General features: G+C 57.3%; 25 protein-coding genes. 12 read left to right on the top strand and 13 right to left on the bottom strand.

The genetic code is table 11. The features are described 5' to 3' along the window. The first annotated feature begins 30 nt into the window (after nt 1-30). The 3 genes from HY010_01780 (at nt 31) to HY010_01770 (ending at nt 2691) form a co-directional block, all read left to right on the top strand. Nucleotides 31-1182, top strand: a complete 1152-nt coding sequence (locus HY010_01780) for a PLP-dependent transferase (GenBank protein MBI3474433.1) — start codon at nt 31-33, stop codon at nt 1180-1182. Between the two features lie 97 nt (nt 1183-1279). Then, nucleotides 1280-2080: a class I SAM-dependent methyltransferase gene (locus HY010_01775; GenBank protein ID MBI3474432.1), complete on the top strand. Its 801-nt coding sequence runs from the start codon at nt 1280-1282 to the stop codon at nt 2078-2080. 167 nt (nt 2081-2247) lie between these two features. Further along, nucleotides 2248-2691 (top strand): hypothetical protein, encoded by a 444-nt coding sequence (locus tag HY010_01770; GenBank protein ID MBI3474431.1) that lies wholly within the window; start codon nt 2248-2250, stop codon nt 2689-2691. A 194-nt stretch (nt 2692-2885) separates the two neighbouring features. Here the strand turns inward: HY010_01770 and HY010_01765 are convergent, their stop codons facing one another. Further along, nucleotides 2886-3203 carry a divalent-cation tolerance protein CutA gene (locus HY010_01765; GenBank protein ID MBI3474430.1) on the bottom strand — a complete coding sequence of 106 codons (318 nt, stop codon included), beginning with the start codon at nt 3201-3203 and terminating at the stop codon, nt 2886-2888. 46 nt (nt 3204-3249) lie between these two features. On the opposite strand from HY010_01765, the gene HY010_01760 reads away from it, so the two are divergent. The 3 genes from HY010_01760 to HY010_01750 all read left to right on the top strand — a co-directional run bounded on the left by HY010_01760 (nt 3250) and on the right by HY010_01750 (nt 5544). After that, nucleotides 3250-4653, top strand: coding sequence for a phosphoglucomutase/phosphomannomutase family protein (locus HY010_01760; GenBank protein MBI3474429.1), 1404 nt, complete (start codon nt 3250-3252; stop codon nt 4651-4653). After that, nucleotides 4638-5111 carry a septum formation initiator family protein gene (locus HY010_01755; GenBank protein ID MBI3474428.1) on the top strand — a complete coding sequence of 158 codons (474 nt, stop codon included), beginning with the start codon at nt 4638-4640 and terminating at the stop codon, nt 5109-5111. Before HY010_01760 ends, HY010_01755 begins: the two co-directional genes overlap by 16 nt. A 109-nt stretch (nt 5112-5220) precedes the next feature. Next, nucleotides 5221-5544: a hypothetical protein gene (locus tag HY010_01750; GenBank protein MBI3474427.1), complete on the top strand. Its 324-nt coding sequence runs from the start codon at nt 5221-5223 to the stop codon at nt 5542-5544. A gap of 76 nt (nt 5545-5620) precedes the next feature. On the opposite strand, the gene HY010_01745 is transcribed toward HY010_01750, so the two are convergent. Continuing rightward, nucleotides 5621-6040: a response regulator gene (locus HY010_01745; GenBank protein ID MBI3474426.1), complete on the bottom strand. Its 420-nt coding sequence runs from the start codon at nt 6038-6040 to the stop codon at nt 5621-5623. Between the two features lie 135 nt (nt 6041-6175). After that, the gene (locus HY010_01740; GenBank protein MBI3474425.1) at nt 6176-6394 is read right to left on the bottom strand and encodes a hypothetical protein; all 219 of its coding nucleotides are present in this window, start codon (nt 6392-6394) and stop codon (nt 6176-6178) included. 249 nt (nt 6395-6643) lie between these two features. On the opposite strand from HY010_01740, the gene rpsO reads away from it, so the two are divergent. The 3 genes from rpsO (at nt 6644) to HY010_01725 (ending at nt 12592) form a co-directional block, all read left to right on the top strand. After that, the gene (rpsO, locus tag HY010_01735; protein MBI3474424.1) at nt 6644-6910 is read left to right on the top strand and encodes a 30S ribosomal protein S15; all 267 of its coding nucleotides are present in this window, start codon (nt 6644-6646) and stop codon (nt 6908-6910) included. A gap of 152 nt (nt 6911-7062) precedes the next feature. Further along, nucleotides 7063-9510 carry a polyribonucleotide nucleotidyltransferase gene (gene pnp, locus HY010_01730; protein MBI3474423.1) on the top strand — a complete coding sequence of 816 codons (2448 nt, stop codon included), beginning with the start codon at nt 7063-7065 and terminating at the stop codon, nt 9508-9510. 409 nt (nt 9511-9919) lie between these two features. Then, nucleotides 9920-12592: an EAL domain-containing protein gene (locus HY010_01725; GenBank protein MBI3474422.1), complete on the top strand. Its 2673-nt coding sequence runs from the start codon at nt 9920-9922 to the stop codon at nt 12590-12592. 58 nt (nt 12593-12650) lie between these two features. On the opposite strand, the gene HY010_01720 is transcribed toward HY010_01725, so the two are convergent. The 8 genes from HY010_01720 to HY010_01685 all read right to left on the bottom strand — a co-directional run bounded on the left by HY010_01720 (nt 12651) and on the right by HY010_01685 (nt 20109). Continuing rightward, on the bottom strand, nt 12651-13046 hold the full coding sequence (locus HY010_01720) for a DUF1801 domain-containing protein (GenBank protein MBI3474421.1): 396 nt from the start codon (nt 13044-13046) through the stop codon (nt 12651-12653). Nucleotides 13047-13055: 9 nt separating this feature from the next. After that, the gene (locus tag HY010_01715; protein MBI3474420.1) at nt 13056-13442 is read right to left on the bottom strand and encodes a VOC family protein; all 387 of its coding nucleotides are present in this window, start codon (nt 13440-13442) and stop codon (nt 13056-13058) included. Nucleotides 13443-13688: 246 nt separating this feature from the next. Next, nucleotides 13689-17090 carry a hypothetical protein gene (locus tag HY010_01710; GenBank protein MBI3474419.1) on the bottom strand — a complete coding sequence of 1134 codons (3402 nt, stop codon included), beginning with the start codon at nt 17088-17090 and terminating at the stop codon, nt 13689-13691. Between the two features lie 5 nt (nt 17091-17095). After that, nucleotides 17096-17830 carry a DUF3857 domain-containing protein gene (locus tag HY010_01705; GenBank protein ID MBI3474418.1) on the bottom strand — a complete coding sequence of 245 codons (735 nt, stop codon included), beginning with the start codon at nt 17828-17830 and terminating at the stop codon, nt 17096-17098. Nucleotides 17831-17992: 162 nt separating this feature from the next. Then, nucleotides 17993-18481, bottom strand: coding sequence for a hypothetical protein (locus HY010_01700; GenBank protein ID MBI3474417.1), 489 nt, complete (start codon nt 18479-18481; stop codon nt 17993-17995). 97 nt (nt 18482-18578) lie between these two features. After that, complete coding sequence (locus HY010_01695; protein ID MBI3474416.1) at nt 18579-19034, bottom strand: hypothetical protein; 456 nt, start codon at nt 19032-19034, stop codon at nt 18579-18581. Between the two features lie 26 nt (nt 19035-19060). After that, nucleotides 19061-19264: a cold-shock protein gene (locus HY010_01690; protein MBI3474415.1), complete on the bottom strand. Its 204-nt coding sequence runs from the start codon at nt 19262-19264 to the stop codon at nt 19061-19063. A gap of 338 nt (nt 19265-19602) precedes the next feature. Beyond that, nucleotides 19603-20109: a hypothetical protein gene (locus tag HY010_01685; protein ID MBI3474414.1), complete on the bottom strand. Its 507-nt coding sequence runs from the start codon at nt 20107-20109 to the stop codon at nt 19603-19605. 220 nt (nt 20110-20329) lie between these two features. On the opposite strand from HY010_01685, the gene HY010_01680 reads away from it, so the two are divergent. Further along, the gene (locus HY010_01680; protein MBI3474413.1) at nt 20330-20614 is read left to right on the top strand and encodes a DUF427 domain-containing protein; all 285 of its coding nucleotides are present in this window, start codon (nt 20330-20332) and stop codon (nt 20612-20614) included. A gap of 102 nt (nt 20615-20716) precedes the next feature. Here HY010_01680 and HY010_01675 read toward each other — a convergent pair whose 3' ends face one another. Next, complete coding sequence (locus HY010_01675) at nt 20717-22138, bottom strand: hypothetical protein (GenBank protein ID MBI3474412.1); 1422 nt, start codon at nt 22136-22138, stop codon at nt 20717-20719. 276 nt (nt 22139-22414) lie between these two features. Here HY010_01675 and HY010_01670 point away from each other — a divergent pair, with 276 nt between their 5' ends. After that, entirely contained in the window at nt 22415-22846 is a 432-nt protein-coding gene (locus HY010_01670) for a nuclear transport factor 2 family protein (protein MBI3474411.1), read from the top strand. Nucleotides 22847-22966: 120 nt separating this feature from the next. On the opposite strand, the gene msrB is transcribed toward HY010_01670, so the two are convergent. Further along, nucleotides 22967-23536: a peptide-methionine (R)-S-oxide reductase MsrB gene (msrB, locus tag HY010_01665; GenBank protein MBI3474410.1), complete on the bottom strand. Its 570-nt coding sequence runs from the start codon at nt 23534-23536 to the stop codon at nt 22967-22969. Between the two features lie 223 nt (nt 23537-23759). On the opposite strand from msrB, the gene HY010_01660 reads away from it, so the two are divergent. Further along, nucleotides 23760-26156 (top strand): protein kinase, encoded by a 2397-nt coding sequence (locus tag HY010_01660; protein ID MBI3474409.1) that lies wholly within the window; start codon nt 23760-23762, stop codon nt 26154-26156. Nucleotides 26157-26173: the final 17 nt, after the last annotated feature.

Here is a 26173-nt window from a genome sequence, read left to right as displayed (position 1 = left end):
GCGCCAAGCGCTGAAATCCTAGGAGTGCCTTTGACAAAGCAGCCCGGTTTCGCCACCACCGCCATCCACACTGGACAAGAGCCCGACCCATTGACCGGCGCGGTCTCCGTTCCGATCTATCCCACTTCGACCTACGTGCAGGAGGAGATCGGCAAGCACAAGGGATACGAATACGCCCGCGTCTCGAATCCCACACGCGACCGCCTCGAAACCAATCTCGCCGCGCTCGAGGGAGGAACCTCGTCGCGGGTATTTGCCAGCGGCATGGCGGCCATCAACGCCATCATGACCATGCTCAAGTCCGGAGACCACGTCGTCGCCGGGCACAATCTTTATGGCGGCACGCCCCGGCTTTTTAATAACGTGTTCGTGAACTTCGGCATGACATTCACGTACGTCGATACTTCCGATGTAAAGAATGTTGAGCGCTCACTCCAAAAGAACACGAAACTGATTTTCGTCGAGACCCCGACCAATCCTCTGATGGAACTCTGCGACCTCCGCGCGATCGCCGAACTCGCCCATCAACGGGGAATCGAAGTCGTCGTCGACAACACCTTCATGTCGCCGTACTTTCAGCGCCCAATCGAACTCGGCGCCGATATGGTTGTCCACTCGACGACAAAGTTTCTCAACGGCCACAGCGACGGACTCGGTGGAGTCGTCGTATGCACCAAGCCCGAACAAGGCGAGAAACTGGCGTACCTCCAAAAAGCTGCAGGAGCGATCCTGTCTCCCTTCGAGTGCTGGCTGATTCTGCGTGGAGTGAAAACGTTGGCCGCTCGCATGGTGCAGCACGACAGCCATGGACGCAAAGTCGCCGACTACCTCTCCAAACATAAGAAGGTCAAGAAAGTTTTCTACCCTGGCCTGTCGGATCATCCGCAGCACGAATTAGCGAAGAAGCAGATGTCCGGCTTCGGATCGATGATCGCCTTCGAAACCGGCTCGCTCGACAACGCGAACAAGATGCTGCGCAAAGTCCGCGTCTGCTCCCTGGCAGAGTCTCTTGGCGGTGTCGAAACGTTAATCTCTCATCCCGCTACGATGACCCACGCCGCAGTCGGCGAAGAAGGCCGCCGCAAAATCGGCATTACCGACGGCCTTGTGCGTATCTCCGTCGGCATCGAGGACGTCGAGGACATCCTCGCTGATCTCGAGCAGGCGCTGGCCGCCATTTAGGTCGAAAAAGAGCTAGCAGATCAGTAATTTGTGATTGGCAATTTGAATCCGAAACACGCTGTCGTTCATTTGCAAATTGCAGATTACAAATCAATCCATGTCGCAACCACCGAAATCCCGCGAATGGAACGCCGCCGAATACCATCGCCTCTCCACGCCGCAATTTCAATGGGGACAGCGCGTCCTTAACGACTTGCACCTGCGCGGCGATGAATGCGTACTCGATGCGGGTTGCGGGACGGGGAAACTGACTCGCCTTCTTCTGGAAAATCTCCCGCGCGGAAGAGTCGTCGGGCTCGATCTCTCCTGCAACATGGTCCAGCATGCGCAGGCCGATCTAACTTCGCAGTTCGGTGACCGCGTCAGTTTTGTAGCCGCGGACTTCCTTGCTCTGCCTTTTCACGATGCCTTCGACGGCATCTTCAGCACCGCCTCATTTCATTGGGTGGCGGACCACGATGCGCTGTTTCGCGGCATCTTCGGCGCTCTCCGCCCCAGTGGATGGTTGCACGCACAATGCGGAGGAGGTCCCAACATCGCTCGATTGCGCAAACACGTGCGAGCGCTCTCCGAGACGGTGGAATTTTCCCAGTGGCTCGCGGGCTATGCTGAACCCTGGTTCTTCTATGACGCCGAGAGCGCAGCGTCGCGCTTGCAGTCCGCCGGATTTGAAGGGATTCGCACCAATCTCGAATCGGCCGCGGTTACCGTGTCCACGAGTGAAGAATTTCAAGAATATCTCCGCACGTTTGTATTGCACCGCCATCTGGAGCGCTTGCCCACGGATACGCTACGGTTGAAATTCCTTCAAGAAGTTGCCCGCCGCACCGCCGGCGATGGTTTCGGATGGACACTCGATTACACTCGCCTGAATTTGCGTGCGCGTAAGCCCAGATAGGAACCCCCTGAAAACACGGGGCCTGCTTACTTACCCGCAAGCCTGAGTTACCAAGGTAATAGTCGTTGTCCTGCCAGCATCTACTCGGCTCGTCGCTCGTCGGCGAAACTTTCCCATTCCCGCCGTGTTCAAGCAAACGAAGGCGGGAAGCCTCAGGAGAGAGACAAATGCGACGAAGCGTATTGAGTTTTGGATTTATCTTGTTGGCCGGTGCGATGGCCTTTGGTCAGAGCAGCACGGGTTCAGCGACCGATGTCGCCAAAGACAAGAAAGACCTGCGACACGATCGCCGCGACCTGCGCGGAGACCGTCGAGATCGTAACCAGGACGTGCGCGATGTTCGTCATGACCAGAAAGATATCAACCACGACCGCCGCGACTTGAACCACGACCGCGCCGATATCGCTCGCGACAAGCGCACGGGCAATACCGCTGCTCTTGCCAAGGACCGTGCCGATGCCCGTCACGACAAGCGGGACATCCGTCACGATCGCGCCGACCGTCATGCCGATGTGAAAGATGTTCGCCACGATCAGCGCGACATCCATCACGACAAGAATGATATCCGTCACGATCGCCGCTACCTTCATCGCGATCGCAAAGGCAAATAGTCTTTCCGTGGATCAGAACGAAATGACGGCGAGCGCAATCTCGCCGCCGTTTTTCTTTTGTAGCACCGTCACCTTGCCGTCATCCTGTTGGTGTTGCTGTGGGCACAACCGTGGAAGAGCGGCCCTTCAGGGCCGCGTGAGCTAAATATGAAATGGGGCTTTAGCCCCGGCGCTGGTTAGCCCTCGCGCCGACGCTAACCCACCGACTCCCCGATCCATTCCAGATAGGCCGCACTCCCATCTTCAACCGCGATCGCCACGCATTCCGGTACGTCATAGGAATGCAATTCCTTGATCGCTGCCCGCAACGCGTCGAATGCATCTGCGGTTGTCTTGATCAGCAACAGCCACTCGCTCGCGCTTTCCACTTCGTTCTTCCAGCGATACACCGACTCGATCTGTGGAACGATGTTGACGCACGCCGCCAGCCGCCGTTCCACCAATTGCTGCGCGATGCGTCGCGCTTCTTCTGCAGACCCGCAGGTTGTCAGCACAACTCTCTTGTCAGTCATATAAAATCAGGCGTTACATTTTCACTCGCAGGATACGGGGGCGAACATGGCGACGCAAATCAAGTTTGGTACGTCGGGCTGGCGGGCAATCGTCGCGGAAGAATTCACGTTCGAAAACGTTCGCCGAGCCGTCCACGGAATTTCTCGTTATGTAGTGGCGCAGAACTCGAAGGCTCCCAAAGTGATCGTCGGCCGCGACCCGCGCTTTCTTGGAGAAACATTCTGCGCCATGGCCGCCGAGATCCTGTCCAGCTACCAGATCACTCCCTTGGTCATTGCCGAAGCTGCACCCACTCCCGCGATTTCCTACGCCGTGACCCAGGCCAAGGCCGACGGCGCGATCAACTTCACGGCCTCACACAATCCGCCGGAATATAACGGCATCAAGTTCTCCACTTCCGACGGCGCTCCTGCGTTGCCGGAAGCCACGAAAGCCATCGAAGCCGCCATCGCCGATTTCGACGCTCATCCCGAGACATCGAAAGGCAACCGTGCCGAGACGCAGCCCATTGATCCGCGCCGCATGTATCTCTCGCGTCTCCACGAGATCGTCGACTTCGACGTCATCAAGAAGTCCGGCTTGAAGGTTGCCTTCGATCCCCTGTGGGGAGCCGCGCGCGGATACTCCGATGCCCTCCTGCGTGAGTCCGGTGTCGAAGTAGCAGCCGTCCATGATTATCGCGATGTCCTGTTCGGAGGCCATGCCCCCGAACCCGACGACCACTTGCTGGAAGACCTGCGCGTCAAGATGCGCGAAATTAGCGCCGGCATCGGTATTGCAACCGACGGTGACGCCGACCGCTTCGGCATCGTCGATGAGGACGGCACCTTCATGCAGCCGAACTACATCATCGCCCTGCTCTTCGATTACCTCGTCGAAAGCCGCGGTTGGAGAAACGGTGTTGGCAAGTCCGTTGCCACCACCAACCTGGTCAACGCACTCGCCGAGAAACACAAGATTCCGCTTTACGAAACACCGGTAGGCTTTAAATACATCGGAGAACTCATCAAAGAAGACAAGATCGTCATCGGAGGCGAAGAAAGCGCTGGCCTGTCGATTCGCAAGCACGTTCCGGAAAAGGATGGAGTCCTCGCCGGACTGCTCTGCTGCGAGATGGTCGCCCGTCGAGGAGCCTCACTGGGTAAACAACTCGAAAAGTTATTTGTCGATGTTGGTTCCTTCTATCCTCTGCGTGAGAACTTCAGCTTGACGCCCGAGGTGAAAGCGAAGTTTACTGAGAAGTTACGTCGAGATCCGTCTGACTTTTGCGGCAGCAAAGTTGCAAGCGTGGTCCGCACCGACGGCCTCAAACTCGTGCTCGCCGATGGATCGTGGGTCTGCTACCGCCTTTCCGGGACGGAACCCGTGGTTCGAGCCTATACGGAAGCGCGCAGTAAAGACGGAATTGAGAAGTTGAGCGCGGCAGCAAAATCATGGATCTTCGACTAGGACCGCAATCTCGAAAGCGCATCTTTCCACGCCAGTACTCCGGCGAAGGATGGCGATCGGTCATCGAAGAACAGGGTCCCAAAGCCGAAGAAATGGCCGCCCGCTGCGTGGAACAGACTCGTCCCGTATGGACCTGGATCGCGACAGAATGGCGCCGGGTAGGTACCTTGGCCGCGATGCTGCTTACGGTTGGCCTGTTGCTTCATGCCATGTTCGGAGCCAATGGCGTTGTCGTGTACCAGCAGAAGCGCGCGGAACGGGTAACGTTACAGACTGAGGTCGAACGCCTGCAAAAAGAAAACGATGAATACGTAGACCGCATCAAAGCTATGAAGACCGATCACCGGGCGATCGAAAAGGAAGCGCGCGAACAGCTCCACTACACTCGTCCCGGAGAATATGTCTATGTTGCCCCCGATCCAGCCCCGAAGCCGCCGGTCGGACGCGCTAGAAAATGAGAAGTTGGTCATGGCCGGTTTCCCGGTGCGATGGGGGATGGGCTTGTGGTAGAGTTCAAGGAACCCTTAGGGCGTACAAATCTCTCGCAAGGAATCTCAGGAGGATGGCATGCGTAAATTTCTGTTTGTACTAGCAGCGCTCGCGCTCGTTTCGATGCTGGCAACAGCTTCGTTCGCCGGCGATTCGAGCACCGTCAACGGCTGGATCAGCGATTCCAAGTGCGGCGTAAAAGGCGCGCATGAAGGCGCTGCGGAATGCACCAAGAAATGCCTCGAAGGCGGAGCCAGCATGGTCGTTGTCACCGACAAGGATCAGAAGGTCCTGACCGTGAAGAACCCCGATGCCCTGAAGGGTCATGAAGGCCACCATGTTGCCGTTACCGGCAAAGTGGAAGGCGACAGCATCCAGGTGGAAAGCGCAAAGATGCTGTAAGGCGTTTCCGATTAAGGCATTAAAAAGGGCGGCCCTTGGGCCGCCCTTTGCTGTTGCCGTGAGTTTTGCGCTCCTGCTACGTGGAATCCGCTCGCTGCCCGACCACGTGATGCATCGATCCCGGAGGCACGATCACTCCAGCCAGTGTCCGCATCGTCCACAAAAGATCGTCCAACGACGTTCCCAACCCAAAATGTGCGTCGACGAACACCAGTTCGGTCGCCGGCAGCGCCGCGTATCCGGAGATCAACACTACCGGGGCATCTGGGACCATGAATTTGATTTCCTGCGCCAGTTGCGATCCCGTCAGGCCGGGCATTTCGTAGTCCAGTAATGCGAGATCGAACGATGTTCTTTTGCAGAGTTCCATTGCTTCGACGGGATCCTGCATGGCGATCACGCGGAAGCCGCATGCTTCCAGAACGGCGGTCAGTACCCGGCTCGACTTTGGATTGTCGTCCACATAAAACACGGTCGTGCGGTGTTCCATCGTCATAAATCCTCCGTTGATTGGCTCGGAAGCTGGCAGAGGCGTCCGTGATTTCACCGAGGAACGATGGTGCAGGTCTGACCTTGCAGAAGAAGTGAGTAGAGATTTGTAATGGTTAGGGCATCTACAAAGACGATCGCATCACGAAGCTGGCGACTCGATCACTTTCGATCCGCCCGGGAAACTGTAGGCGTGAACTTTGCCGCAGGTCGGGCACACTACTTTGGGTTGGAGTTCTTCCATCTGCTCTTTTTGCTCTTTATTGTGGGCAGCCATCTGCTCCAGGAAGGCCGTGAACGTGGGTCCACAGTCTTTACAAAGGTCGTCGAGGCTGTCGCCGTTTACCGCGTCGTTGCTCATAAGATTATTCACTCACTATAGATGCGGAATCGCGGTCACGGATGCCTAAACGCACCCGCGCTCTACACGAATGGACGTCTTCCAAAGTGAGGCTCAGATCCTGTGCGGGCCGTGGCCCTTTGCAAATGTTGCACTTCGAAGCCCCCAGCGAAGCCGGCAGCACTTTTCCCGCCCCTTGCCACTTCTCGCGGCAACGTGTTAACCTCGAAGACGTTACGAAATGAAAAGAATCAGGAGTGCAACAGGTTAGTGCTAGCCAGAGAGCAAAAACAGACCGTCATTGACACCTATCGCACGCACGCCACCGATACGGGTAGTCCGGAAGTTCAAATCGCGCTGTTGAGCGAGCGCATTGGTCAGTTGACGGAGCATTTCAAAGCGCACCAGAAAGACCACGGCTCGCGCCGCGGACTTCTCATCCTGGTCAGCAAGCGTCGTCGTCTGCTGAACTATTTGAAGAAGTATGACTCCGAACGCTACAAAGTTGTTATTTCGAAGCTCGGCATCCGCAAATAAGCGCGACCGGCTCCGTGGGGAGCCGGTTCCTTGATTCACAAGAGCCCTCAGTGATAGTGCGTGCGCTTTCCCAACCCCGACCCACTGGCATCCGCCTACCCGTGCGAACTCTGTGCCGCGCGCTTAGCCTCCTGCCCTAAAGGACATACCTTATGAAGCCCGAACCTACAATCGTTTCCGTCGAACTCACAGGCGGCAAAACTCTTTCCTTTGAAACCGGCAAACTCGCCAAGCAAGCCCACGGGTCCGCCGTTGTGCGGATGGGTGAAAACGTTGTACTCGCGACCGCCGTCGCCAATCCCGAGCCCCGCGAAGGCATCGATTTCTTCCCCCTGACCGTCGATTACCGCGAATACACCTACGCCGGTGGACGCATCCCGGGAGGTTTTATCAAGCGCGAAGGCCGTATGAGTGAGCGCGAAGTGCTCACCAGCCGCCAGATTGATCGCCCGATCCGCCCCATGTTTGCGGACGGCTTCAAGAACGAAACACAGCTCATCGCGTTTGTGTTGTCTGCCGACAACGACAATGATCCTGACGTGATCGGCATCAACGCTGCCTCGTGCGCGCTGACTTTGTCCGACATTCCGTTCCTCGGCCCGATCGGTGCCGTCCGCGTTGGACTCGTCGAAGGACGCTTCATCGCCAACCCCACCTACGCCGAGATGCGCGACAGCCTCTTGAACATCATGGTCGTTGGAACCTCGGAAGCGATTGTGATGATCGAGTCCGGCGCGAAAGAAGTGAAAGAAGAGACCGTCGTCGACGCGATCGAATTCGCCCATACCGAGATCAAGAAAATCTGCGCAGTCATCAACGACCTGCGCACCAAAGCTGGCAAGAAGAAACGTGCCGTCACCCCGCCTGAGTTCGACGAGGCCTATTACAAGGAACTGGAAAAGAAGATCGGTGCACGCCTCTCTGACGCGCTCGACACCGAGAAGCACCCGAAACTCGAAAGCTACGAACTGGTTCGCACCATTAAGAAAGAACTGGTCGCGGCGCTCCCCGAGGGCGACGACAAGACCGTAGCCAAGGCAAAACAGAAACTCGAAAAATATTACGAGTCCCTGCGCGAGCGCATCTTCCGCGACCAGGTGATCAACAACAAACGCCGTCCCGATGGCCGCCAGTTCGACCAGGTCCGCGAAATCTGGATCGAAGCCGGCGTCCTGCCCCGCACCCACGGCAGCGCGATTTTTACCCGCGGTGAAACCCAGGCCCTGGTCACCACGACTCTCGGTACCAGCGACGACATGCAGCGCCTCGAAGGTTTCGAAGGCGAATCCAAAAAGCGCTTCATGCTCCACTACAACTTCCCGCCGTTCTCGGTTGGAGAAGTTCAGTTCCTGCGCGGCGCCGGGCGTCGCGAAATTGGCCACGGCGCGCTCGCTGAGCGTGCAGTTTCAGCAGTGCTTCCTCCACTCGAAACGTGGCCGTACGCGATGCGCGTCGTCTCCGACATTCTGGAATCCAACGGATCGTCGTCGATGGCAACCGTCTGCGGCGCTTCCGTTTCCCTCATGGATGCAGGTGTTCCCTTGAAGGCTCCCGTAGCTGGAGTCGCCATGGGACTGGTGAAAGAAGGCGATGCGTACGCCATCCTCACCGACATTGCCGGCGCAGAAGATCACTACGGCGACATGGATTTCAAAGTTGCCGGCACCCGCGACGGCATCACCGCTCTGCAGATGGACATCAAAGTCGCCGGCATCACTTCGCAGATCATGCGCGAAGCGTTGTCGCAAGCGCAACGCGGGCGTCTGCACATCCTCGACAAGATGGCGGAAGTCATCACCGAACCGCGCACCAAGGTTTCGGCCTACGCGCCTAGAATTTACACCCTGCAGATTCCCGTCGATAAGATTCGCGACGTGATTGGGCCGGGCGGCAAAATGATTCGCAGCATCATCGAGCAGACCGGCGTCAAGATCGACGTGGAAGACACTGGCAAGATCAACATCGCGTCGAACGATGAAGCGGCGGCGAACAAGGCGATCCAGATCATCCGCGACCTGACCGCAACCGCCGAAGTAGGGAGGACCTATCTCGGCAAAGTCACGCGGCTGGCGGAGTTCGGAGCCTTCGTCGAAATCATCCCCGGCACCGACGGCCTGCTGCACATCAGTGAAGTCGCCGAGCACCGGATTAAAGACATTAAAGACGAGCTGAAGGAAGGCGACCAGGTCCTGGTAAAAGTCCTGGCCGTCGAAGGCAATCGCATCAAGTTGTCGCGCAAAGCAATTCTGAAAGAGCAACGCGCCAAGATGGGGGGAGCTCCTCCTCCTGACGATCAGGGAGGTGGTTCAGAGCAATCCTTCGTGCCCTCAGCCTCGCAGTCGCACGGTGAACCAACCGCAGTGATTGAAGGCGGAGCCGATTTCGATGCCGACGACGAACCGAACTTCAACCGTGTCGAAGGCGAAGGCGCACCAGCGGGCGCTCCTGCCGGTCGTCCAGAAGGCGGCCGTGGTGGCGATCGCGGCGGAGATCGTAATCGCCGTCGTCGTCCCGGCGGTGGTGGTGACCGCGGAAGGCGTGGCCCCGGCGGTGGTGGCGGTGGACATCACGGCGGAGGCGGCGGTCGCGGTAGACGCTAATCTTTTCAGTCGTTAGTGATGATTCGATAACAAAATCAAGGGCCGCAGAGATGCGGCCCTTTTTTTTGCCGCCTCAGTCGCACGTTCGGGAGTGCACGGCTTCGCATTCGTTGCTACCCCCACAAAGCTCATCCTCTCATTTTCGTCTCATCAAACGGTACGGAACTAATGTCGAGAGCCCGCCTTGCCGATGAATGAGTGTTAGGGGCTGCAAAAAAGGGTTACGTGCGTGGGACTGAGCCCGAACTGCGCGAATGGCATCGTGCCGTCAAAGCACCTCAGAATCCTGGCTGCGATGACTTCGAACATCGAAAGTTGTATCAAACCCGCAGCGGAACAATGCTCAAGTGAGTGGGCATCGGTGCAGAAGCTCGCCTGCCCGTCGGAACTAGACGAAGTCTTGCCAAAGGTGGCCACTTCTGCGGGGTTGCATTGGCGCGATATTCCACTCTACAAGCAGTTGTTGCTAGCGGCGCTCTTCATAGCCGCCTTCTTAGTTTTGGACGGCTCATCCACCGCATCGCAGGGATGGGAAGGGGCTCCACCTCTCTATCTGCCAGTGGGGCTGAGCCTGGCCCTGCTCCTTTGCGGAGGAATACGGAGTGTGCCGGTGCTGTTTGTCGCCAGCATTGTGGCAGCGCTACTCAACTACCACCGCCCGATCTTTTCCTGGTGCGGGATTCCCGGTTCCATCGCCATCTATCTCGGTTATGTAGAGTGCGCGACGATCCTACGAGGGCGCTGGCGTCTCGACTTCAGGCTTGCCACTCTGGTCGACGTCGGACGATACATCCTCGCTTGCTTCGGTGCAACGGTAGTCAGCGCACTGATTGGAATGCTGACTCTCCTCGGTGACGGGAAAATCGCGCCATCCGATATTCCCAAGACGACAGCGGAGTGGTGGGTCAGCGATACGCTCGCGATCATCACTTTCACGCCCTTTCTACTCCTGTTTGTTGCTCCCTTCGTGATTCGGTGGTTGCGATCCGGAATCGTGGATGCCTTTCATTCGGGCTGGCGATTTAGCTTTTCGCTCGTTGAGATTCTCGAACTGGCGGCACAATCTGGCTTGGTCCTCTTCGCCATCTGGCTGGTTTTCGGCTACACCCCCGCCATACCCTATCAACCTCTTTATCTGCTGTTCATTCCTGTCATCTGGGTCGCTGTTCGGCGCGGTCTACCGGGAGCCGTCCTGACCACATTCGCCATTAGCTTCGGTATGACCCTCGCAGCCTGGTTCACGCAGGCTCCGAGGGGCTCGCTTCCAAGACTGCAACTCGCCATGTTGGCGTTAGGTCTGACGGGCCTTTGCCTGGGAGCGGTGGTTACGGAACGCAAGAAGGTCGATCGGGCCATCCGCGAGTCGGAAAAGCGTTATCGTCTCCTGTTTGAGCGGAACCTGGCAGGTGTCTTTCGCACGACCGTTACCGGGCGCGTCTTGGAGTGCAATCCCGCCGCCGCTCACATGTTTGGTTTTGACTCTCCCCATGAAGTTCTCGCCAACCCGGTGTCAAACTTGTATTACGCGGCCTCTGATCGGTTCGCCTTCCTGGAAAAAGTCAAATCCGAGAAAACTGTTACCAATCATGAGATGAAGTTTCGGCGCAAAAACGGCGATGCGGCCTGGGTCATGCTGAATGTAAGTCTCGTGGACGGCGATGCCGGCGGTGACGGCATCATTGAAGGCACATTGGTCGATATCACCGACCGTCGCGTCGCCGAACAACGGGTTCAATCACTCGCGTACTTTGATGCTCTGACGGGATTACCGAATCGGATTCTTCTGCGCGACCGATTGTCGCAGGCCCTGGCCACCGCTCGCAGGCAGAACCATAAAGTGGCGCTTCTATTCATCGATCTCGACCGCTTCAAGACGATCAACGATTCACTTGGGCATTCAGTCGGTGACATTCTCCTGCAGGACGTCGCCGCCCGTCTGAGAACTTTTGCCCGCGAGCAGGACACTGTGGCCCGCCTCGGCGGAGACGAATTCCTTATCGTGCTTACCAATGTGAAAGACATTCCAGACGTTGCTGTTGCCGCCGAGCGCTTCATGAACGCGATGTCCTCGGGATTCGTTATTCAAGGCCATTCCCTCTCGATTGGCTGTAGCCTCGGCATCAGCATGTTCCCGGAACACGGCGAGGATAGCGAAACCCTGATCAAACACGCCGATGCTGCAATGTATAGCGCCAAGGACAGCGGTCGGAACAACTTTCAATTGTTTACGGCGGACTTGAACTCGCAAGCAGTGGAACGATTGACGCTCGAGAACGGATTGCGACTGGCTCTCGACAAACAACAGCTTTTTCTCGTTTACCAACCGCAGATGGATATCGCGACTGGAAAGATCAGCGGGTTGGAAGCCCTTCTTCGCTGGCAGCACCCGGAATTGGGTCTTGTGCCGCCCGACGTGTTTATTCGCATTGCTGAAAATAGCGGCCTGATGGTGTCGATTGGCGATTGGGTCCTCAAGACGGCATGTGCCCAGGCTCGAAAATGGGCAGACGACGGCCTGCCTCAAGTGACGGTGGCAGTCAATGTATCGGCCGTCCAGTTTCGCAATGAAGGCTACTGCGAGGGCATCCGAAGAGTTCTGCGGGAGACTGGCGTCGCCCCGCAATATCTTGAATTGGAACTGACGGAAAGCCTCCTGCTCGCGAATGCTGATGTCACCCTGTCGGTTCTTCAGGAAATAAGCGCCATGGGTTTGGCGCTGGCAATCGACGACTTCGGAACTGGCTATTCCAGCCTCAGCTATCTAAAGCGCTTTCCGGTCCGGAAGCTGAAGATAGACCGTTCCTTCATTCGAGACGTCGCGTTAAACCCTGATGACGCCGCGATCACGATGGCAGTCATTAGCATGGCCAAGAGCCTGAATCTCAAGGTCATTGCGGAAGGTGTCGAAGACGAAGCCCAGCTATCATTCTTGCGAGCCCATCACTGTGACGAGATTCAGGGATACTATTTTAGTAAGCCGTTAACGGTCGACGAGGTTACCGACAGGCTCCGAACCCAGTATTCCAAAGACTTGGAATTGGAAGGCATCAATACCTCGATCGAGCTGAGAAAACAACTCTGAATCGTGAGGCCTTGGGGGGTCAAGAGTATGCACGCGTGCGGCGATAGCGTGTTCGTCACTATTTCTTCTTGGTTTTTTCCGCCACCCGCGCCTTCACAATCTTCTTCAGCAAGCCCGCGGCCAGAGGCCTATCAAGAGGGAAGTGAATCGTCCCTTTGGATGCGAGGGAATCTTTCAACTCGTCCTTGAACATTCCAATCACGGCCATGCTCATCGGGAACAAGCTGCAATGTTTGGAAAACGCTCCATACGCTACCAGCGATCCTTTGTACTTGAAGGTCGGAATCCCATAGCTGATTGCCTCGGTCGCATCGGCAGGGGACGCGGCCCGAATCGTCGCGCGCACTTTTTGTAGAGTGGAACGTGCGGGCTCCGGCACGGTCGCCAGATATTCCTCAACACTCTTTGGTTTGATTTTCCGCACGCTACGCGATCTCCTTCCACACTCTAGTATCCCGCCGTTTCACATTTTTTCCGCAATGGTGATCGTGTATCCGTCGACATCCTCAAACGCGAATTCTTTCATACCGTAGAACTGTTCGGTGACAGGCATGGAGATCTTCGCTCCTGCCTTCTGCACACGTTCGAGGACGGCCTGCAGACTGTCTACTTCCATGTAGAGCGTGAGGCTGGCGGCGATCGATGCGGCCAGTTGGGGATATTCGGCCGCAACTACCTTCTGGTCATTGAAGAAAAGCTCGACCGTGCCGTTCGAAACTCCCGCAAAGACGTATGGCGATTGTTCGGGGACGGTCATTGCGGTCTCGAGTCCGAGCACTTCGCGATAAAACTTCAGGCTGGCTTCGACATTGCGGACGATCAGGTTGGGGGTAAGTTTCTTGATCTGCATGATGTTCTCCTCGTGGCTGAATGATTTTGCCAGAAGGCGCGCCGTGCTGCCGGACGAAAGATGAAAGGCGATGGCACAGCACACCTCCGGTGTGCTCGCATCTCCTCCATCCACGATCCCTGCGAGGAAGAACGTAGGTAGGAGTCCTCATTTTTCGTGGCGCCGAAAGATCGGCACGCGGGCCCCGCGAGGTACGCAGAGAGGATAGCACAAGGTGTCAATTGCTCCGGAGCAACGGGCATCGTGCTACTGCTTAGGACTGCGACCACCGCCCGCGGCACTCAAGGTAGCAAGATGTTGCTGTGCCAGCGCGTAGTTGGAACCAGCGTACTCGAACTTGGCCTTCTCGACCCGCCGGTACATGGTTTGAGCTGCGTCGGTGATGCCGTACTGTTCTGCGATGAGCGCGAAGCCCAGCCATACTGCTGACTCCGGCTCCTGCAGGTGTGCGGCATCCATTGCTTTGAGGAGATATTCGCGAGCCACGACGGGCTTGCCGGCTTCCGCATACGCGCATGCGACGGTGTGGAGAATCGAAAAGTTGTTGTTCTGCGTCAATTCGCTCGCCCGATGGGCAATTTGCAGGGTTTCGTCGTTGACTGGTGTGGGCAGGAACAGAGCATACCAGGCATACAAGTTCAAATCCGTTGCGGTGGCCTTGCCCTTATCAATAATGCTTTTTGCGATCTCGAGCGATTTTTCCGGTTGTCCACGACTCACCGCCAGCTCCGCTGCTGATCTCACATAAGCGAGTTCATCGGGATATTTCTTTCTCTTCTCCTGCACTAACTTGTCCCAGTCGTCGTAGCGTTGCAAACGGCGGTACGCGATGGTCACCAGATTAAAAGCGCGGATAGAGGATGGTTCCGCCTTCACTATTTCTTCTGAGGTGGACAACAGTTCCGGCCAGTTCTCAATCGCCGAATCGACATAGGCGATGACCAGAGTCAGGCGTTTGCGGTCCATGTCGGTCTTCGCCGTATCCCGGGCCGCCTTGAGATCGGCAAGATAGGGGCCCGCCTGCTTGGAGGGCAGCAGGACGAGCGCAGCCGTCCGCATGGCGTTCGCGTCCGCTTCCTGGCCTTTGGTCCAGAATGCTGGAAACAGCGCGCCGGAAAGTGGATCGTCGCCACTGGAGGTATGAATGCGATCGCGCGCCCGGTCCAGCCACACGCGAGCGGCGGCTAGGTTCTGCTGCTTCAGTTCGGCCAGGATAATAGGAGCCAAGCCCTCCGTATCGGTCTCAGTACTCTCCAGAGAGTAACCCAGTATTTTGTACTCGCCGCCTTCGCGGGCCACAAAAAATTCCTGCGCTGCGGCGCCGGGGCTTTCGATTGTCAACTTGTAGCCGGAAGCGTCATCACCATCAACCGTGCATCGCATGTTGGAGACCACGGTGTCGGCAATATTGACAAGGGGAGAACCCGTGGCCGACAACTGAACTTTCAACTTGGACATCAACTCCTGGAATTGTTTTTCATCCGGAAGCTCTCCATTGCTCTGTACGCCGCCGTAGAGCATTGATTTGTACTCTGGCAATTTCATGGTGCCACTAAGGAGTTGCCCAAAGAGTCGTAAGACGACGCTGCTGGGTTTTGAAGGATCGACGCTGACCTCCGTATAAGGTCTCGTTTTCGAAACAATGGCGACGCGCCGGGTGCGCGGTTCGTCGCCTTGTTCGCTTGCGGCTGCTGACAGTATGGCAGCAGCTTCCGGATATTTCCGCGCGCGAATCAGTACGGCGGCGGCATTGTCCAGGATTTTGTTCCGGGATTGATCGTTGGGGGTCATCTCCAGCGATTTCTTTAAAGCGACTTCGGTGCTCTCGCGCAGTGTCGTGGCTGCGACGATGAGGCCCTTTCGGACTTCCGTGGCGGGCAGGGTTGCAGCATAGGCAAGAATGCCGTCATAGTCGCCTGTGTACCAGAGGTCATAGAGAATGTTGTCTTCGTAGCTGCGCTCGAACTCTTCGTCGAGCTTCTTGAGATCACGAAGCACTTCCACCGATTGCTTCAAGGAAACAATATCGTTGTAGCGAACTCCCTCGGCGTCGTATTCCAGAAGAAGTGCCAGGTCGGCCCGGGTGTCTTTGTCTTTCGGGTCGAGCGTGATGGCCTTCCGGTAGGCAGCCACGGCGCCTTTGTAGTCCATGCCATGCTTCATGATTCGGCCGACCAGGTCATGCTTCAGCACGTGGCCGAGCGTGTTGAAGGCAATGAAGGAATTGGGTTCTAGTTGGGTGCCTTCCAGAGCCACGGTGCGCGCCCGCTCGGCGAGTCCGGCTGCAAGAAGCGCCCTAGCGAGTTGGGCTTTGTGCAGAGCTTCTTTTGGATGCTGGGCGGCGATCTTTTCATAGGAGGCGAGGCCTTCCTTGATGTTTCCGCTAGCCAACAGGGAATGTCCAACATGATCGAAATTGATGAAGATGGCATCCCGATTGGAGGCTTTTACTACGGCGTCGCGCAACAGCTTAGCCTCCGCAACCGTCAGCCGCCGCTGGGCGTTTTCCATGCGCAGAACTGCGGTGACAATGGTGCCGTCGGAATTGCTGGAGTACTTTTGGCTGAGCGTGAGGCTCCCAATGGGCTCGGTTTTGTCGGGAGGAAGGGCCCGCACTTTGAATCCCAGGGGAGCGATGACTTTGTAGTTCCATTCGCTCGTGAATGGGTTAATCCACCAGTCGGCCGTGCGGGGCTTTTCTCCGTTGGCCGCGTCCGCCTTTTCATTCTGTTTGTCTTCCGCAGTCCGGAAGAAAGTCGGCAAGCTGGAAAACAGGCCTTCAATGCGAATCGCCATAGTGGCGCTGTCGAGATAGGTGTTCCCTCGCCTTCCCGAAGCGATGTAAGTCACCAACCCCTGCTTTTCCAGGTCGGCCAGGTTGCCGCGTTCCAGCGACGTAAGGGAGTCCGCGAGATACATGTCGCTGACATATTTTTCGGCTTGCTTCCGGAGCTGTTTGCTGTCACCCAAGTAGTAGTCGCGGCTGTCTGCGTCGCCGGGACCGATGTCCTCGTTGGTTTCGACGATCTTAGCGGGGCCATATTCCGCCATGGTGAATTCCCGCGATTCGCGGTGAATGACCCGGTCCGCAGTCAGTTCGGGAGTTTGCGTCAGCTTGTTGGTCCCGGCGCTGACTACCAGTGCGTGACGCCCATAGTCTGCCCACGGAAGGATTCCGACCTGTGAATACTGCGACGTGGCGTCAATCCAGATTTCCGGGTCTGAGCCGGAAGCGGGAACATAGACGATGGCATGATCGAACACGCCCATGCCCGGCAGGTCAGGATCAACATCAAGGCCGGGGCCAGATTCGAGCAAGGCTAGATTGGCCGCGATGCCAGCACTACGCAGCATGGCAACCAACAACGCAGCTTTGTCTTTACAGTCACCGTATCTACGCTTGAGTGTCTCCGCCGGAAATTGAGGGATGAGGCTCGACTCATTGAACTCGACGCCGGTATAGCGAACGTTGTTATGAAGCACGGCGACGATGCTGCGAATCAATTTCTCGCGCGACTTTTGCCGGCCTTCGATCTTCGACATGAGCGGTTGTACGTCAGCGAGTCGCAACTTTTCTTCGGTCTGCCGGGCATACTCAGTCGCAACGCTCTGCCAACTCGTGCCGGTTGTGAACATGATTCCAGGCATGAGGTTCAGGTCCGGCGGGAGGTGATCCGCTTCGGCGGGATAGCTGGCAAGCGGACCTGCTCGAACACCACCGTCTCGACGTGATCGGCCACCGACTTCGTGATCGAGATAGCAGGCAAAACGTTGACTTTGTATTTCACCGGGACCGACTCCGGATAAGTCAGAACAACGCGAGTCTTGTTGACCACAACGGACCAGGCAAGATTTCGCTCCGTTGTCGCTCCGGCGGCAAAGAAGGGAGCTGTCTCGCGGAGCACGCTCTCCTCCTCGACGATGGCGCCCGGAGCTAGTGCAGGCAGGGGGCCTCCAAACTTGCGTTTGTCGGTGTAGAGGTCGGGAGTATTCTCATTGACCGGCAAGTCGGACAGAGTCTTCGGGTCGAGCCAATGCACGCTCCCGTCCGTCGTGATCACGCGAGCTTTGATCTCGGGTTTACTCTGATTCCACGGCGCCCAGATCACACTGGTCTCCGACCATCCGGAAACCGCTTCTTGGGTTTCAATGCGATAGATAACGTGGCGAACCTCTGTAACACGGCCAGCGGAATCAAACGTAAAGTGTTTTTCATTCAGCAGCACGGTCGCCTCATCATCGTTGGCTGCTCTGACGGTGTCGCTTGCCTTCCGCAGCGCGTCGGGCGGTGCATCAAACGCTGTCCCATCCCAGACATCGGCTGCGCACGACTGAGCTGCAAATAAGACGACACAGACTCGAAGAACGTTCCAGAATCTTAGTAGCAATCTCACCTTCGCTACCTCGGGGTAAAAAGTAAGAATGTACTTTGTACTGCAATCACTCTCGAAAGGGAAGGGCGAACCATTTCGGGCACAATTTCATGGAGTTAGTCGTGGACGGGGTTAGTGGATGAACAATGAGGTTACTGCAGGCGATTACCTGCAAATTTATCGCGCATACTTCCGCACCGACAGCGAGATCGGCAGGCCCACTCCGAACCAGTGTTCGACGAACTCGCAGACCTGGTAGATCAGGGGAGAGTGTCCATGGCTGACCGCGGAGAGCGGCAGAACGACGAGATGCATGAAGCCGTAAACCATTGCTCCGTAGATGAGGCCACACACCACGGGACGTTCGACCAGGAACCGTAGCTTTCGGCTGGCGAGGTAGAAGACGGTTGCCGCGCCGAAGGCAATCGTAAAGTGGAGGAGGACTCCCAAGGCGGCAGACTGCCAGCCACCGGTGAATGACTTTGCTCCGAGTACTCCGCTAGCTACAGCCTGGGCAACGCGGATCGGATGCTTCGGGCTGTACACCAGAATCGCGTAAGCCAGATCGATCACGCCAACGATGAATCCGCCAACGAAGATCGCGAGAAACGTTCGTGGCCTCGCTGCTGCGGAACTTGTACGGCTATCACGGATAGAATCGGACATTCGCAGGACCCCAAGAAATCGCTTGTGATTCTACCTGAAAGCAAAAGGGAGTCTACCGCTTACAAGAAGACTGGAAGGATGACGGGTAAAGAGGAGCCTAGTGGTGTCCGAGCGAGGACGGGATGCCCGCTCCATTGCCGGCCGATTCTTTCGACTCGCGCAATTCGAGGTCGCGCTGACGGGCGTCAGTCGCCTGGGCGGGATCCATACCAGGACGCAGCCCTGTCTTTTCGAGGAAGAAGCGCCACCCTTCGTGGGCATCTGCGGGACTTTGCCGATTCTGATATTCGCGCATGGCGGCTTCCGCATTCGCGCGGCCCTGGACTACTTCGACTACTCCAGCAGACACATAGGTACGCACGTTGTGACGGATCAGCACGTAGGAAGATTTTGCGTCGTCGTTTATCAGAGGGGCTCCGAGGTTCGTGAATTCGTGTTTTGAGTTCGAATTGGTGATTTCGTTTCGAACCGGTTGCGCGTCGATCGGCAACGTATTGGTGGGGGATTCTTGGGCAGAGTGCCCGTCCTCAACTTGCACGTTCCGGACGGGCACCCGCTGCGTTCGAGAGTCGGTGCGCCTTACAGAGGGCGGACGTTCTCAGCTTGCCAGCCCTTCGGGCCCTTGGTGACGTCGAATTCGACGCTCTGGCCCTCCTGGAGGCTCTTGAAACCGCCAGCCTGGATTGCCGAGAAGTGCACGAAAACGTCTTCGCCAGTCTGACGGCTGATGAAGCCGTAGCCCTTAGCGTCATTGAACCACTTTACTGTTCCTTGTTCTGCCATTTGGATCGGGTGTCCTTTTCAATCGATTTACGCTGGAAGGAATTCGGAAGTACCGCGGGCAGGCGCTAGCTGGTTGGCTCGAAGCTGCTCTTACTACCGACTCTAATCAGACGCTCCTCTAGAGTACCAGACCTGACCCCCGAAAGCCAATGAATACGCGGGGACAGGAAACTGCCGGTTGGCTTGCCGGCTGTAAACAAGGCTACTAAAGGCAGGGATTCGAAAGTTGCCCCAACAGGGGCTGCCACAGAGGGTTGTCCCAAAATGCTGGATCTGCGCCGAAGCTCATTTCGCAGAGAGCTTATCGGCACGGCTGAAGCCGTGCCCTCCCGACCTAATTACCGGAACACCACGAACACCGTGCCGCCGGCCTGGTTACATTGTGCGTCGAGAGTGCGGTCGGGGTTGAGTTTCAGTTTGCATTCTCCGCCGCCGGCGCCACGAACGGTGGCTTGCGGAGCGTCGGGAGTGACGAGAGCAGATCTGTGCGAGTTGTCGACGGGCATGGAGAGGATGGCGAGCTGGAATCCAGGATACATGCGCGAGTGTTGCGGGCCGATGATGGGGAGTGTGTCGACCTGCGTGCCAGGACGAGAGTCGGCGACGCGGGCATCTGCGGTTCGAACGTCCGCGGTGCGAACCGAGGCAGACGTCGTTATTGGTGAGGCTCCAGATTCCACCAGGCAATTGACCGACTTCACGATTGCTCGCATGGTCGCGGCCGTCTGCGTGGTCGTTTTGACCGTTGGACAGCGTTGCGCCACGGCGGGGGTGGAAAACGTGAGCGCGCAAAGAGCGGTGATCCCGAAACAGGCTGACAGGCGGGCGATTTGGGGGAATTTCATGGCTCTCCCATGGTCGCCGGGAACGGTCGCGGATTCCACGTCACGGGAGTACGACACGGAGGATGGCATCCGGACAGGGTGCGCGCGGCCTGAGTCCTGGAATCTGCCGGATTAGGGCATATTTTGCCTGATTTTTGCCGAGAGGGGGAGGCGCGGCGGGCCCTGTATCGACGGTTGCAGCATTGCTGAAACCCCGGGCCTTCGGAGCCATCTAACCACTATGGCAAAAGCTACGTGGGAAAATGCGGTGCTGGCAGACAGCGATCAGTGTGTCGAGGTGGAAGGGAACCAGTACTTTCCGGCGGACTCGGTCCATCAGGAATTCTTTCAGCCGAGTACGACGCAGACGGTGTGTCCTTGGAAAGGTACTGCGAGCTATTACGACGTGGTCGTCGACGGTAAGCGGAACAAGGATGCGGCGTGGTACTACACGGATCCGAAATCCGCGGCAAACCAGATCAAGGGACGCGTTGCATTCTGGAAGGGCGTGAAGGTCGCGAAGTAGTTCGAAGGAAAATCGGTAGGTAGAAAGCAGAAGACCCTTCACCACTAAAGATCGTTGTCCTCAGTGGCGAAGGGTCGAGTGAGTTCAATCCTGCTGATGTAACTACTTCTGTCCCAGCGAGCAATTGGGATTGACGTTTTGAATGTAAATGGAATTGTTGCCGATGCGGTCATCGGCCCAGGCCACAGCAGTGAGGCCCGAGCGAGACGTCGCGACCGACAAACCATATTTATTCGCCGGAGCGGACGACAACGCGAAGGGCGCGCAGAGAACGTTGCCATTCCCGTCCAACTTTGCGGCCTGCATCGTGCCCGCGCCGAAGCCCGGTGCGTCGACCCAGAAAACGAACGCACCCGTACCAACCTGCGCCGTCTCAACGAAGGTCTGGCTGTCGGCGCCGAGTGGAATGATCGTTAGGCCGGTGTCTCCCCAGAGGGAGTTGCCGTGACCGTCAAACTTCTGACCACTGACGCCATTCGTGAACTGGTTGCTGTCTTCTTCTGTCCAGAAAAGAAAAGTTTCGTCCGTCGACGCGCGATAGGAAACCGATGGTTCGACCCGGATGTTGAACGTGTCGGTGGAGCCAGCGGATCCATTGTGCGGGAAGGCTTCGCTGCCGTCGGCGCGAATATGTTGCGCGAAACACTGCAAGGGATTGTTGGTATACCACGCAAAGATCGCGCCGCCAGCGCCGTCGAGAATGAAGTAAGGGAAGTTGCCGAATTGTAGCGAGCCCTGATCGAACACTACGACGCTATTCTTTCCCCACAACTTGGTCCCGTCAGCAGAGAGTTTGTTGGCGCGGAGTTGGTGATCGCTGAAGAAGCCGGCTTCTTTCACCATCGAGATAATCACGCTACCGCTTTCTGCAGCGTGCAAGTCAGACAGGAAATATTGAAATCCAGTCTCGCGGAAGATCACTGGCTGCGGCCAGACGTTGTGTCCATTCTTGTCGAGCTTCTGCACTTTCACTTTGACGGAACTGCCAACGGCTTCCGTCCAGGCAACGACTGCTCCTCCATCGCTGGTGCCCGTAATTTTCGGGGAGAAGTGTCCAGCTGAACCAGTGGTCAGTTGCACGCCGAATAGTCCCCAGAGTGGAGCGCCAGTTTTGCTGGTCTTGGTCGCAGTCACCTGCTCTTTCCTGCCCTCGCGGGTATCGAGAAAGGCGAGCAGCGCATTGCCGGTCGTGTCGATGTCGAGTCCGTAGTCCTCGGTGGAACTGTTGCCGAGGTCTGCGATTATCGTCCCATTGTGAGGGAACTGTTCAACGCCGTTGGCATTGAGCCGCTGCAGAAATACGTCGTATCCGACTGGAGGAGGCGTGTTCGGGTCCGAATCAAACCAGCTGACATACCACTGGTTGTTGGGGAGAGTTCTGACCTTCGGCTGCACTTGATCATTGCCTGGTTTGTCCGCCAAGGCAAGGTTCGTCCATGGGTCTGAGGACCACTGTCCCCATGCAGTCTGGACGATGGTAAGGAATAGCGCGAGGGCGGCAAAGCATACGAATTTGTTTTTCATGAAACTCTCCAGGTTGACGGCGGCTCGCGAGGTCGAACGCCGCGACTGGGAATGGTACACCAATCCCTTCCCGCATGCTCTATGAGCGTGAGTCACGATTTCGAAGAACAGGTCGGCCACTTCCCGTAGTGGACGCGGGAAGTCGGCGACAACCAGACTCCGAGAGACGCAACCTGCGCCACTAGTTCCGCATACATGGACTTTCGTGCGCTTGTATCCGATTTAGGCACATGACATCATCGGTTCATTCGGCAAAAGCCGGACGGAGCCTCCACCATGAAACGCCTCGCCCTGGGAATCCTGCTACTCTCGCTTGTCAACATTTCAGTCCCCGCTCAAGACAACCTCTCTGCCAAAGATGACGCGGCCATGGTGAGCGCCACCGTAAAGGATTACATCGAGGCCTACTACACCGGAGATGCTCGCCGCATGGAGCAGACGCTTCATCCTCATTACCTGAAACACATGATTCATAGAACTATCCCAATGAGGGAGATGACGGGTTTGCAGATATTGCGAATAGTGCGCACTAACGGGTCTGCCAACATTCCTCAAGCGGAGCGGACGGAACAGGTCAGTGTGCTGGACGTGGCAGGCAATATTGCGTCTGCCAAGCTCGTCACCCCGCACTGGGTTGATTACCTGACGCTCTCGAAGACGGAGCGGGGTTGGAAAATTCTCTCGGTCGTACAGCGAATCGATAACTAGGACCGGCCGGTGCCCCAGGTTCGCGCCCCCGCACGAACGGTCGGTTTCCAAGATGATTGGTTCTCGGGCGCTAACCTAGGCTGAGGAAAACTGTCCGGACTTCTGGAACTCCCGTGCAGGCTAGGTGTGTTTCACCAATCGCAACGAAGCTGAATTCATGCAATAGCGCAGGTAGGTTGGTTTCGGTCCGTCGTCGAAGACGTGACCAAGATGCGCGTCGCATTCGGTGCAAGAGACTTCAGTCCGGGACATGCCAAGGCTCGTGTCGTCACCGGTGCGAACATTCTCCTTGGCGACGGGCGCCCAGAAACTGGGCCAGCCCGTTCCCGAATCGAACTTGGTGTCGGAACTGAACAACGCATTGCTGCAGCAGATGCACCGATAGAGCCCCTTGTCTTTCGTCTCGGCATACTCGCCCGTAAAAGCTCTTTCCGTGCCCGCTTTGCGCGTGACTTCAAATTGTTCCGGAGTCAGTTGCTGTTTCCACTCTGCGTCCGTCTTGCGAACCTTTTTCACTTGGGCCGGGCCCAGTTTCTTCCCCGCATCATCAAATCCAATAACCTTCACGATGTCTGCGCCATCTGAATTCCTGGCGTCGACGCCCTCAATGAACGGATCTGCCAGCCACGTCGCCAGGCCTGCTCCCGCAATCGCGAGCGCTGAACTTGTAAGGAAATTTCTACGGTTCATGATCTTGTTGATCCCCACGGAGTGAGAGTTGCGAGAAGGCCAAAAGTTTCACAAAGTGGTTGACCTCGGAGGAAATGGGGGTACTCCTCGTTTTCAAGACCAGCGATACCTGCAGGCAAAGGCCGAAGGGAACTGGCGCCTGCGGCCGCTACAGAGGTCGCGGGTTGACCGGAGTTCGCTTGACGGCCTACCATAGCGCCGGACAGGTCCCGAGGCCCTCCGGATGATTGGACAGACAGTCTCCCACTACCACATCGTGGGGAAACTCGGTGGCGGTGGCATGGGAGTGGTTTACGAGGCGGAAGACACGCGCCTCGGCCGCCATGTGGCGCTGAAGTTCATTCCTGACAATCTCGTTCGAGACGAGAAGGCGCTGGAGCGCTTTCTACGCGAGGCACGCACGGCTTCGCAATTGAATCATCCGGGAATCTGCACGATCCATGACATTGAAAATGGCGATGGACAGCCCTTCATTGTCATGGAAAAACTCGACGGCGCCAGCCTCAAGGAGCGCATCCGGGGGAATCCGATGGAGTTGGAGGAGATCCTCGACATCGGGATCCAGGTAACGGACGCGCTGGGCGCGTCGCATGCCAAGGGGATCATTCACCGCGACATCAAGCCTGCCAACATTATTGTGACGCCGACTGGGCAAGCGAAAATCCTCGACTTCGGACTGGCGAAGCTGGCGGCGGGCGATAACGCTACGGAAGATTCGCTGACCGCGGTGGGCGTGATTCCGGGGACGGCGGTGTATATGTCTCCGGAGCAGGCGCGCGGGGAAGAGATCGATCCGCGCAGCGATTTATTCTCGCTGGGCGTCGTGCTTTACGAAATGTGTACGGGCAAGAAACCCTTCTCCGGCGGCAATGTCGTCACGACGCTGGATGCGGTCCTGAATCAGAAACCGATTTCTCCCCTGCAACTCAATCACCTTCTGCCCAGGGAAATGGAAGGCATCATCGGGCGGGCGATGGAGAAGAACAAAGGGAACCGGTATCCGAACGCGCAGTCAATGAAGGGAGATTTGCTGTCGCTGAAGCGCGAGACGGAGACCGGGTTGACGAAGAGCGGGCTCCGTCGTCCGGCGTTGCCGTACCGGATTGCGACGAACACGTTCGCGGCGACAAGCAAGTGGCAGACCTACATTTTGATTGCGGTGGCGGGACTGCTGGTGACGGTATTGACGGCGGTCGGAGCGTGGTGGTTCAAGAGCCGTCCGGGAGCGGGCGGAGGGGCGGCAAAGAATACGATTGCGGTGTTGCCGCTGCAGAACATGAATGGCGACATCAGCGTCGACTTCCTGCGCTTCGCGTTGGCAGACGAAATTGCGAACACGCTGACCTATACGCGATCACTCGATGTCAGGCCATCTTCGATTACTCGCAAGTATGTGTCCAACGACGTCGATCCTCAGAAAGTGGGCAAGGAAGTTCACGTCGCCAACATTCTTACCGGACACTTTCTGAAGCAGGGCGACAAGTTGCTGGTCACGCTGGAGGCGATCGAGGTCGACACCAATCGCCTGCGATGGCAGAGCAATGTGACCGCTCCGGCGGATGACCTGATCGCGCTGCAGGCGGGGATGGCGGCGCAGGTGCGTCAGGGATTGTTGCCCAGCCTGGGAGCGGCGGGCGGAGTGCTGGATACGCAGAGCCGTCCGCAGGATGCGCAGGCTTACGATTTGTACCTGCATAGCCTGGCGCTCCCGCACGATCCGGGACCGAATAAGGATGCAATCACCGTGCTGGAGCGCGTGGTCGAACTGGATCCAAACTACGCGCCGGCATGGGAGGCGCTCGGCTTGCGGTGTTACTACGATTCGAACTACTCGGATGGCGGAGAGGCGATGTTTCAGCGCTCCAATAGCGCGTATGAACGAGCGCTGGCTTTGGATCCGAATCGCATCCTCGCCGCCGGGCAGTTAATTACGAATCGCGTGGAACGCGGTGAGTTAGGAAAGGCGTACCAGTCGGCGCTGGCGCTGGTGAAGGCGCGGCCGGAGGATGCGCAGGCGCATTTCGTGATGGGATACGTCTATCGCTATGCGGGAATGCTGGAGAAGGCCGCGGGTGAATGCGATACGGCGCTCGCGCTTGATCCGGGAAACTATCAGTTTCGATCGTGCGCGTGGGCGTTCATGGAATTGGGTAACACGAAACGGGCGGCGGATTACGTCTGGCTCGACGCGGGATCGGAATGGGCGGCGTATGTGAGGCCGTCGATTCTGCTGCGGGAAGGGAAGGTCGCGGAGGCGCGGGAAGCGGTCAAGCACATGCCGACGGCACCTCGATTCCACCGCGACTTGCTGGAGGCGGTTTTGCAGATTCGTCCGGCTTCGGAGTTGGACCGGCTGGCACGGGATGCGGAGAGTAATCCGCCGGCGGAGCCTGATCCGGAGATTTGGTATTACCAGGGCGCGCTGTTTGCCTACAGCGGGAAGAAGCAGGCTGCGCTACGGATGCTGCAGAGCGCGGTGGAGCAGAATTATTGCGCTCATTCGAACCTGGTGTCCGATCCGTTATTGGAGAAATTGCGCGCCGATCCGGCGTTCGCCAAAGTATTGAATGCGTCGAGTTCGTGCCAGCAGGCGATGCTGGGAATGGGCCAGGGGCAGTAGGATAGGCCGCCGTCCGC

The organism is Acidobacteriota bacterium, assembly GCA_016196065.1.
Lineage (GTDB): Bacteria > Acidobacteriota > Terriglobia > Terriglobales > Acidobacteriaceae > Acidiflorens.
Note: the sequence above shows the minus strand (reverse complement) of the source record. Positions and strands in the feature narration are given on the sequence as shown.